The sequence below is a fragment of the Kurthia populi genome (assembly GCF_042686175.1).
GTDB lineage: Bacteria > Bacillota > Bacilli > Bacillales_A > Planococcaceae > Kurthia > Kurthia populi.
This window is the reverse complement of sequence record NZ_JBHUOR010000123.1, coordinates 21,384-30,866: the sequence shown is the minus strand read 5'-3', so window position 1 is coordinate 30,866 and position 9,483 is coordinate 21,384. Positions and strand designations below refer to the sequence as shown.

Genomic DNA, 9,483 nt, shown 5'->3' with positions numbered 1-9,483 from the left:
TATGTACATACTATTCACCTCAAGTTCTAGTATGTTACATTTAATGGTAAATTTGTACATCTTTAAGTGATTTTATATGTACACGTTTAAATTAGCATTTATAACCTCGATGATAATCCGAATAACCTCCAATTTTTTTCACGCTTTGTCGCAAAAGATTTTATGATTATTCACCATGAATCGATTCCAACAGCCTTTCCACTTCATACGACACTGTTAATCATTGAGCAGCCAGCAAAAACATTTGGCTATATTGATGAACGGCATTTTTATCAAGCTGTTGCACAGCAGCAACAAATTCGCACGCACCATTACGATACAATTTTCGATGCGATGTCGAGTGGTCTCGTTGCTGTTAACAACGAAGGCATTATCACGATGTTTAATCACGCAGCCGAAGCTCTTTATTCGCTAAAGCATGGCGAGGCGATGGGGAAATTTTTACTGGATGTTAGTGAATCGGATGGATTACTGCGCGTGCTTAAAACCGGTAAAGGACATGTTGAAAAATATGCGCTGCAAGATCGGTGGTTTATCACCTACCGCGAACCGATTTATAACGGTAAACAGCTAAATCGGTGAGTATAACCAAGGCATTACGGAAGCGTTGATTAAGGCGATTCCCTTTAGACGCCTAGCACAGCCACAAGATATTGCCAATGCGGTCGCGTTTTTAGCGTCGGATGAGGCAGAATACATTACAGGGCAAACATTATCCGTTAATGGTGGCCTGGCGATGGTATAGGAGGTGCTTAGATGCATGAAGTTATCTTAGTAACAGGTGGAGCGGATCGTATTGGCAAAGCCATCGTTGAAAAAATAGCCGCATCGGGTCATATTGTGGCCATTCATTATCATCGCTCTGCTGACAAAGCACAGCACCTTTTCGAGCAATTGACCGCACAAAATGTACGTTGTGGGATGTTCCAAGCTGATTTAGCGAGCTATGAGGATGTTGTGCGATTGCATGAGGAAATTTCGAGTGAGCTCGGCCATGTTTCAGCGATTGTTAATAATGCAGGCTATGCGCAGATGAAATCCTTTTTTGATTACGCACCAAATGAATGGCAGCGTGAAATTGACATTGATTTAATAGCAGCTTTAAATTTAGCACATGTCTTTATCCCTGCCATGCGTAAGCGAAAATATGGTAAATTTATTTCAATCGTTGGCGATTCAGCACGTACCGGCGACCGTAAACTAATCGTATCAGCAACTGCACGTGGTGGTGTTATTAGCTTTATTAAATCGCTCGCGAAGGAAGTTGGACGAGACCAGGTGCATTGTAATGCGGTGTCTCTTGGCTTAATTGACCAACAAGATTTAGCATTTTCTGATGACGTTTTGCAAGCCGTTAAAAAGAGCTACGCAGCAAATCGCCTCGGCTCCCCCATTGATGTGACAAGTGCCATTGCCTTTTTACTTAGTAAAGAGTCGTCTTGGATATTAGGCCAAACAATTTCAATTAACGGCGGTCAAACGATGTTTTAAATATTAAAAAAAGCATTGCTAGTTATCGTAGCGATGCTTTTTTGTTTACATAATATTATTATTTTAAAACCAACTTATTTGTTTGACACATACGATGACACCAGCAAATCTCGAATATGTATGTCCCATTTTTTATCGGCTATTAAGATGCTAATTTAATGGTTATTTCAATTGTCATTTATTATATTGACGAGCTACAAGTGGTTTATTATGGCAACATCAATCATTGAGTTACATATTTTATAAACGATACAACGTTTGAAATCATGGTATTGCTTCACAGCTTATACTGTATATAGAAACTACGCTATTGCTATTCAAAAAATCCAGTTAATTTAATCATTGAATCATTTGTATATCCCTTCCTTTTAGTTACGTGCTTTAATGTTTCCCAAATTCATGTAAATTAAAGCGCATAATCAGCGCATTCTTTTACAGCATTAATTATTTTATATAAAAATAGATAACCTTTAATAACCATTAAATATCAAATAAAAACAATGGTTAACTAACGTTAATTCATGATATTCTCTGTTGCAAAAGAGGAAGGAGCTTATTATAATTTATTACTTTTTTTTTTTTTTTTGGTTTTTTATATAGACTAGCGAGCTTTTGTTTATTAAACTAAGTATGCTGTAAATAGTGTAAACCCGGTATCCACAATAAAAAGCAGGAATCACGTCAATGCGTAATTCCTGCTTTTTCATCTTTTAATCATTTCGTTCAAATACATACAGTCCATTTTCAAATGTCGCCGTAATCTTTTGTTGCTGCTGTAAATAATCCAACTGTCCTGCAATTTCAGATAATACGAGTGAAAATTGGCGTTCATACAAGCGATTATAAAATGCCTGTGTCGCCTGTCTTCCGGTCATCGGTTGCTCTAAAAGTGTTAGTAGGTGCTGGGCTTTATCATTTAAACGGCTTATTTTTTGTGTCGCGATTTCTGAGACGTTCGAAAAAATCGGCTGATGCCCTGCGTATAAGTGTCGAATTGGCATATTCTTAATCGTTTCTAGTGACTGTCGTTGTAATAAGTTCGCGTGCATATACTCCCCTGTCACAAGTGGATCAATGATTGCATTGGTCGATGTATTTTTTAAAATCGTATCCCCTGCATACAACTCCTGTGTCTGTGCATCATAATAGCCGATTGAATCAGTTGAATGACCGGGTAAGCCAATAATGTCAAAGCGCCCTAATTTATCCCCGGCAGCAATCACGCGATAATCCGCTTCGATGCGTTTTTCAGAAGCTTTTTGTAGCGTCGCACGTTGTTTTTCTAAACGTGGACGAGCATCCGCAAGACAATCCATACGTGTATAAAACTGCTCATAAAAAGCGATGCGCATCGATAAAAAATTCGTATCAAACAATAAGCGCGGAATGGCTTCTTCATGCACATAAACCGGTAGCTGCTTCTTCGCTAAAATAAGCGGCAATAATCCGACATGGTCCTCGTGATGATGCGTTAAATAAATCGCATCTAAGTCACTAAAGTCATAGCCACGCTGCATGAGCATTTGCTCTGCATACTGAAAAAAGGCATCATGTGGAATACCACCATCTATTAAAACGAGCTGGCCATTATTTTCTGTTACAAAGCAATTAAACGATTGTAGTCCACTTTTTGACTCCTCAAAAATAATCGGTATTTGTACCATGTTCATCCCCCGCCTCCCAAATCATTATTCATATTGTATCACGAACACATTAAATTTTAGGACATCATTCACGGTACGATACGCATTTTTTGCTATACTGAACGTAACGATGCAAAAAGGAGTTTTTTTATGAATAATACCGTGTCATTCCTTGTCACAGCATGCATCGGTTTAGTCGGCGCATTTCTATTTCAATTTTTACACATTCCGGTGCCTTTCCTATTAGGTCCGATGGTCGCCGTTTTAATCTTGTCTCATGTAACAAAATGGCGCTTTTATTGGCCCAAAGCCTTGCGTAATTATAGCTTAATTGCGATTGGTTACTCGCTTGGTGCGGCCTTTACTGGTGATATTTTAAAAAATATGTATACACATATTCCGATGATGACATTTGTGACATTACTTACTTTTAGCGTTAGTTTATTGTTTTCATGGCTACTTACAAAATTCGCTAAAGTAGATTATCCTACCGCCCTAACAAGTAGTGTACCAGGTGGTTTAACACAAATTTTAGCACTCGCGGAAGATTTAAAAGGTATTAATCTAACGGTTGTCGCTTTCTTTCATACGATTCGCGTTATTTTAATCGTCGTTTTAGTACCATTTATTGTGCATATCCCTGCACTGCAAGGAACTACTAGCACACTACCAAGCCTAACAACAGGAACGAGCACGACACTTCCTATATGGCTACTCGTTGTCCTTTACATCTTCGCCTGCATTGTCGCCTACCGTTTATTCAAACGCTGGCGTATCCCGGCAGCAACCATGCTTGGGCCAATTGTTGTCACCATTATTTTAAATGTCTTCGTAGGCATTCCTGCATTTGATATTCCTGAATGGTTTATGATGCTCTGTCAATTAATTGTCGGCACGCATATTGGCTTAATGCTGCACCCGGAACATTTAACACATAAAAAAGTCATGCTCCCACTCAGCGTAGCGAGCGCCCTAGCGTTAATTGCCGTTGCATTTTTAATGGCGGTCTTTTTCATGCCAGCAGTCGAAAACACTTCGATTGTTACAGGTTTTTTAAGTTTAGCGCCTGGTGGAATTGATCAAATGGGTATTGTCGGCCATGAGGTACATGCTGATGTATCGATGATTACGATGTATCAAGTATTCCGTATGCTCTTCATCTACCTTTGTGTGCCACCGATGATTACGTATGCCGTCAAACGCTATCGTGCAAAATAAACGATTCACAAAAAAGAAGAAATCGCGCCAACGCACGATTTCTTCTTTTTTATACGCATTTTTCCGACTGCAAATCTTATTTTGCGATTTTGGCCGCTAGATACCCTTTATTTTGCCCCTTATGCTGAAAAATCCATTTTTCTTTTTTTATAGGGTCTACCTTATATGGACCAACGGGTGTAATCGTTTGTTGCTGATAGCCTTGTTGATTAATTGTTCCTTGGAAGGTCTTTTTTTCTTTCTTAAATAGTACACTTTCTTGCTTCGATTCATACTGTACTTCCTCCGCCTGTACTGCTATCGAAAAACAGCTCATAGCGATTAAAAAAGCCAATGTTGTAGACTGCCAAAGGAATCGTTTTATCAAGCGGTTTACCTCCAAATCTTTTACACTCATTTATAAAGTAGTTTTTAATTTAAAAGTATTATATCACAAAAAAGCGTTTTTTCATCTAAAAAATAGTCTAAAAGATTTATTTATTATTGATTAGCAGGTGCTTTTAGTAGCGCTTCAATATCCGCTAGGCGCTGTTCATGAAATGCTTTTACGATGGCACTACCAACGATGACTCCATCCACCGAGCGATTCATCGCCTCTACATGCTCACGCGTTGAAATACCAAAGCCTGCAAGCACCGGAATCGTTGCTATACGTTTTAGCGCACTTAAATGGTCATGTAATGCCTCATCAAAGCCATCTCTCGTTCCTGTAATGCCATTTACGGTCACCGCATAAATAAAGCCCTGTGCTGCAGCGGCTAATTTTTCAATACGCGCTGCCGGACTTGTTAACGAAATTAACTGCACAAGCGCAATGTCTTTTCCTGCTAATGCATCTGTTACTAGATCCGCTTCTTCAAGTGGCATATCTGGAATGATTAAGCCTTTAATATTCGCGGCTTCTGCAGCGTCAACAAAGGCTTCAATGCCATAGCGAATAATTGGATTTAAATATGTCATGACAACAAGTGGAATATGCACTTCGTCTTTAAACGACGCAATCTCTGCTAAAATAGTACGTAAATTAGCGCCATCTTCTAGTGCACGTAAGCCGGCTGCTTGAATCGTCGGACCATCCGCTACAGGATCACTAAATGGAATGCCGACTTCAATCGCGGTTGCCCCGTGCTGCTGTAAAAATAAAATTTGCTGTTTAATCGTGTCTAAACCGCCATCCCCAGCCATAATGTACGGGATAAATGCTTTATCATGCGCTCTTGTTGTCGCTTCAATTGCTTGCTGTAGTGTTGTCATTATTTCCCCTCCAGTGCTTGTTGAACCGTTTGGACGTCTTTATCGCCACGGCCCGATAAACAAATAACTAAAATCTCATCTTTTGCCATTGTTTTGGCTAAATTTGCTGCGTAATAAATAGCGTGACTACTTTCAAGCGCTGGAATGATACCTTCTGTGCGTGATAATAACTGTAATCCTTCTAGCGCTTGGTCATCATCAACTGAATCATATGTTACGCGACCAGAATCATGTAAGAAGCAGTGCTCAGGCCCAACCGCTGGATAATCAAGTCCTGCAGAAATCGAATACGCCTCTTGGATAAAACCTTCATCATCTTGTAATAGATACATATAGGCACCGTGTAAAACGCCCTCTTTTAAATCTGCAAAGGCCGCTGCATGCTCACCCGATTGAATGCCCTTGCCTGCCGCTTCAACGCCGTATAGCTTCACATCCGCATCATCTACAAATGGCGTAAACATGCCAATCGCATTACTCCCACCACCTACACATGCTACAACCGCATCGGGTAGACGTTGTTCTTTTTCTAAAATTTGTGCACGTGTTTCATCACCAATGACACGTTGGAAATCACGGACAATTGCTGGGAATGGATGCGGTCCAAGTGCCGAACCTAAAATATAATGCGTGTCCTCAACATTTGAAACCCAGTAACGAAGTGCTTCATTACACGCATCCTTTAGCGTACCTGAGCCTTGGTCAACTGATACGACCGTCGCACCAAGTAATTCCATACGGAACACATTTAGCGCTTGGCGACGCACATCCTCTTTACCCATAAAGACGATGCATTCTAAGTCAAACAGCGCACATACCGTCGCTGTCGCTACACCATGCTGGCCGGCACCTGTTTCTGCCACGATTTTCTTTTTGCCCATACGCATCGCTAGTAAAGCCTGTGCCAACGCATTATTAATTTTATGCGCCCCTGTATGATTTAAATCTTCTCGTTTTAAGTAAATTTTTGCGCCACCTACTTTTTCAGTTAAGCGCTTCGCAAAGTATAGGGGATTATCGCGTCCAACATAGTCTTTTAAGTAATAATTAAGCTCCTCATAAAAAGCAGGATCTTGCTTCGCTGTTTCAAACGCTTGCTCTAGTTCCTCTAAAGCGGTCATCAATGTTTCTGGTACAAACTGGCCACCGAATTTACCGTAGCGTCCTTTTTTCTCTGTTGTTGTCATTATGCATTCTCTCCATTCTTTACTGCTGTTATAAAGGCGCTTATTTTCGCCGTATCTTTCACACCATTTGTTTCAACACCGCTCGACACATCAACCATATAAGGGGCGACACACGTCAGAGCCTCTGCAATATTATCGATTGATAAACCACCTGCTAAAATCAGCTGTGGATAGCGCGTCGTTAGAAGATTCCAATCGAATGTTTCACCGCTCCCCGCTACCGGCGCATCCACTAATACATAGTCTGACTCAAATGCTTGTAGTGCCTCGACATCAGCGGCTGTGCGCACGCCAACGGCTTTAATTATTGGATAGCTAAGCTGCTGAATGACGGCATTCGTTTCCTGGCCATGTAGCTGAATAACGTCTAATGGTACGGTTTTGGCAATTTGCTGCATCACCTCGACCGTTTCATCAACGAAAACCCCTACTGTTAATACATTACGCGGGATATGCTGTGCTAATTGCTGTGCTTGTGCAACAGTTACTTGCCGTTTACTTTTTGCAAATACAAAGCCAATCGCATCGGCACCTGCCTCTACAGCTGCTCGTACATGTTCAGGCTCCTGTAGACCGCAAATTTTCACCTTTGTCATACATTCACCGGCTTTATTACTTGAAGTGATTGCAACGTTGCTGTAACATCTCCACTACGCATAAGCGTTTCTCCGACTAAAATAGCACTCGCACCGACTGCCGCCACAAATGCCGCATCGTCTGGTGTTTTCATACCACTTTCACTTACTAATACACGTCCCTCATCAAATGGGAACTTCGCAGCTAGCTCCTTTGTATGCTCAAGTGAGACCTCAAACGTTTTTAAATTACGATTGTTGACACCAATAATACGCGCATCAATCGCTAAAGCACGTGTTAATTCCTCTTCGTTATGTACTTCAACAAGTACATCTAGTCCAAGCTCCGTTGCATACGCGAACAAGCGAGCTAATGTTTCTTGTTCAAGTGCTGCCACAATTAACAAAACAACCGAAGCGCCACTGGCATAGGCATAATCAAGTTGGATTTCATCAATAACAAATTCCTTACACAGCACAGGAATAGCCACCGCTTCTGTAACCTGTTGTAAATCTGCAAAGGAGCCTTTGAAAAACGTTTCATCTGTTAATACTGAAATACATGCCGCGCCCGCTGCCTCATACGTCAATGCTTGCGCTACCGGATCAATACCATCGTTAATAATACCCTTTGATGGTGATGCACGTTTTACTTCTGAAATAACTTGTACGGTCGAGCTTTTAAATACCTCTAAAAGTGAGGGGCGCTGTTTTCGCGCTGTTACTACTGGCTTTGGCTGCTCCTTCAGTGCGGCTACCTCACGTTCTTTTTGAGCTAAAATTTTCGTTAAAATTGTCATTAGGCTGGCTCCTTCACATGTTCTTTGCTATAGGCTACAACGGCTTGCAATTTTTCAAACGCTGCACCTGAAGCGATAATTTTACGCGCCTTATGAATGCCCTCTTCAATCGTTGAGACACTGCCATAGGCGAAAAAGGCAATGCCGGCATTTAATAGTACGGTATCTAAGTAAGCACCTTGTTTATTTTGTAAAACATCACAAACGATTTGTGCATTCTCCTTACCATTGCCACCCTTAATCGCAGACAATGGCTGTTCCTCTAAGCCAAGTGCCTCCGGTGTAATCGTCACCTCACGAACTTGACCGTGCTCTAAAATAGCGAGGCGATTTTCTCCTGCAAGAGAGGCTTCATCTAAGCCACCTGCACCGCAAACGACAACACCGCGTTCTCGTCCTAATAAATGCATAACCTGCGCATAGTCTGTTACGAAATCGGGTCGATTAATGCCTGTAAACTGCGTTGTTAATACGACTGGATTTGCGAGCGGTCCAACTAAATTGAAAATTGTTGGCTTGCCAATCTTTTGGCGAACTTGACCGATTCGCTTTAATTTCGGATGAACTTTTGGAGCGAAAATAAACGCAAGACGCTCATTTTCAAGTAATTCCTTTAATTCTGCTGTCGTGAAGTCTGCATGAATACCAAGCTCCTCTAATGTATCCGCACTGCCTGCTAAACTCGAAATTTTACGATTACCATGTTTCGCAACATACACATCACCCGCTGCTAAAACGAATGCCGCTGTCGTGCTAATATTAAAACTCCCAATACCGTCGCCACCTGTTCCGCAATTATCTAAATAGTTTTGCGTCGTTTCATTTAATGATAATGACTGTCCTTGCATGACCTGTGCCAGTGCGGCAAGCTCGGTTGCTGTTTCTCCTTTTTGTGACAAGGCGATTAAAAAGGCTTCAATGTCTTCTAGTGGAGTCCCCTCATCAAATAATTGTGTTGCCGCTAACGTCATTTCCTCTGCTGTTAAATCCTGTCCTTGCTGTACATTTGTAATAAGTTGTTTCATACACTTGGCTCCTCTCATAATTAACGAAATATTCAAACATTAAATTCGAAAATATATTCGAGATAGTGTGAGAAATTTGATTGGCTAAAAGCAATAAAAAAAGCCCTCACGAAAGAATAACTCTTTCATGAGGACGATTGCTACCGCGTTGCCACCTCAAGTTGAAGCATATCGCTTCCACTTTGCCTGATTGCTCAGCATCCGTTAACGGGGATGATGCGTCATTTGCTACTATCGTTCACAAATGCTCTCATAAGTCCATTCACAATTTTGCATGATCAGTTTCCACC

At 41.1% G+C, this 9,483-nt stretch carries 11 protein-coding genes and 1 other annotated feature (1 of these 12 cut by a window edge); of the genes, 4 read left to right on the top strand and 7 right to left on the bottom strand.

Features of this window, described 5'->3' with window-relative positions; genetic code table 11:
- The first annotated feature begins 162 nt into the window (after nt 1-162).
- The 3 genes from ACFSY7_RS14290 to ACFSY7_RS14280 are packed head-to-tail and all read left to right on the top strand — an operon-like array spanning nt 163 to nt 1,491.
- The gene (locus ACFSY7_RS14290; protein ID WP_380148289.1) at nt 163-582 is read left to right on the top strand and encodes a PAS domain-containing protein; all 420 of its coding nucleotides are present in this window, start codon (nt 163-165) and stop codon (nt 580-582) included.
- A complete protein-coding gene (locus ACFSY7_RS14285; protein ID WP_449274628.1) occupies nt 575-745 on the top strand; it encodes an SDR family oxidoreductase in 171 nt (56 codons plus the stop codon). Before ACFSY7_RS14290 ends, ACFSY7_RS14285 begins: the two co-directional genes overlap by 8 nt.
- An 11-nt stretch (nt 746-756) precedes the next feature.
- A complete protein-coding gene (locus ACFSY7_RS14280; protein WP_380148288.1) occupies nt 757-1,491 on the top strand; it encodes an SDR family NAD(P)-dependent oxidoreductase in 735 nt (244 codons plus the stop codon).
- Nucleotides 1,492-2,201: 710 nt separating this feature from the next.
- Here ACFSY7_RS14280 and ACFSY7_RS14275 read toward each other — a convergent pair.
- A complete protein-coding gene (locus tag ACFSY7_RS14275) occupies nt 2,202-3,161 on the bottom strand; it encodes an MBL fold metallo-hydrolase (protein WP_380148287.1) in 960 nt (319 codons plus the stop codon).
- Between the two features lie 123 nt (nt 3,162-3,284).
- On the opposite strand from ACFSY7_RS14275, the gene ACFSY7_RS14270 reads away from it, so the two are divergent.
- The gene (locus tag ACFSY7_RS14270) at nt 3,285-4,352 is read left to right on the top strand and encodes an AbrB family transcriptional regulator (RefSeq protein ID WP_380148286.1); all 1,068 of its coding nucleotides are present in this window, start codon (nt 3,285-3,287) and stop codon (nt 4,350-4,352) included.
- A 76-nt stretch (nt 4,353-4,428) separates the two neighbouring features.
- On the opposite strand, the gene ACFSY7_RS14265 is transcribed toward ACFSY7_RS14270, so the two are convergent.
- From ACFSY7_RS14265 to trpD, 6 genes are all read right to left on the bottom strand, one after another.
- Nucleotides 4,429-4,719 carry a hypothetical protein gene (locus tag ACFSY7_RS14265; protein ID WP_126990043.1) on the bottom strand — a complete coding sequence of 97 codons (291 nt, stop codon included), beginning with the start codon at nt 4,717-4,719 and terminating at the stop codon, nt 4,429-4,431.
- A gap of 113 nt (nt 4,720-4,832) precedes the next feature.
- A complete protein-coding gene (trpA, locus tag ACFSY7_RS14260) occupies nt 4,833-5,606 on the bottom strand; it encodes a tryptophan synthase subunit alpha (protein WP_380148285.1) in 774 nt (257 codons plus the stop codon).
- Complete coding sequence (gene trpB, locus ACFSY7_RS14255; RefSeq protein WP_126990041.1) at nt 5,606-6,793, bottom strand: tryptophan synthase subunit beta; 1,188 nt, start codon at nt 6,791-6,793, stop codon at nt 5,606-5,608. Before trpB ends, trpA begins: the two co-directional genes overlap by 1 nt.
- Entirely contained in the window at nt 6,793-7,389 is a 597-nt protein-coding gene (locus ACFSY7_RS14250) for a phosphoribosylanthranilate isomerase (protein WP_380148284.1), read from the bottom strand. Before ACFSY7_RS14250 ends, trpB begins: the two co-directional genes overlap by 1 nt.
- A complete protein-coding gene (gene trpC, locus ACFSY7_RS14245; RefSeq protein ID WP_380148283.1) occupies nt 7,386-8,168 on the bottom strand; it encodes an indole-3-glycerol phosphate synthase TrpC in 783 nt (260 codons plus the stop codon). Before trpC ends, ACFSY7_RS14250 begins: the two co-directional genes overlap by 4 nt.
- Nucleotides 8,168-9,193, bottom strand: a complete 1,026-nt coding sequence (trpD, locus tag ACFSY7_RS14240; protein ID WP_380148282.1) for an anthranilate phosphoribosyltransferase — start codon at nt 9,191-9,193, stop codon at nt 8,168-8,170. The genes trpC and trpD overlap by 1 nt, the downstream gene beginning before the upstream one ends.
- A 126-nt stretch (nt 9,194-9,319) precedes the next feature.
- Nucleotides 9,320-9,483, bottom strand: a binding site (T-box leader); it runs 58 nt beyond the window's last position.

Coding starts and splice junctions, on each gene's coding strand:
- trpA (WP_380148285.1), bottom strand. CDS start 5,606: ATGACAACACTACAGCAAGCAATTGAAGCGACAACAAGAGCGCATGAT.
- trpB (WP_126990041.1), bottom strand. CDS start 6,793: ATGACAACAACAGAGAAAAAAGGACGCTACGGTAAATTCGGTGGCCAG.
- trpC (WP_380148283.1), bottom strand. CDS start 8,168: ATGACAATTTTAACGAAAATTTTAGCTCAAAAAGAACGTGAGGTAGCC.
- ACFSY7_RS14280 (WP_380148288.1), top strand. CDS start 757: ATGCATGAAGTTATCTTAGTAACAGGTGGAGCGGATCGTATTGGCAAA.
- trpD (WP_380148282.1), bottom strand. CDS start 9,193: ATGAAACAACTTATTACAAATGTACAGCAAGGACAGGATTTAACAGCA.
- ACFSY7_RS14275 (WP_380148287.1), bottom strand. CDS start 3,161: ATGAACATGGTACAAATACCGATTATTTTTGAGGAGTCAAAAAGTGGA.
- ACFSY7_RS14250 (WP_380148284.1), bottom strand. CDS start 7,389: ATGACAAAGGTGAAAATTTGCGGTCTACAGGAGCCTGAACATGTACGA.
- ACFSY7_RS14270 (WP_380148286.1), top strand. CDS start 3,285: ATGAATAATACCGTGTCATTCCTTGTCACAGCATGCATCGGTTTAGTC.
- ACFSY7_RS14290 (WP_380148289.1), top strand. CDS start 163: ATGATTATTCACCATGAATCGATTCCAACAGCCTTTCCACTTCATACG.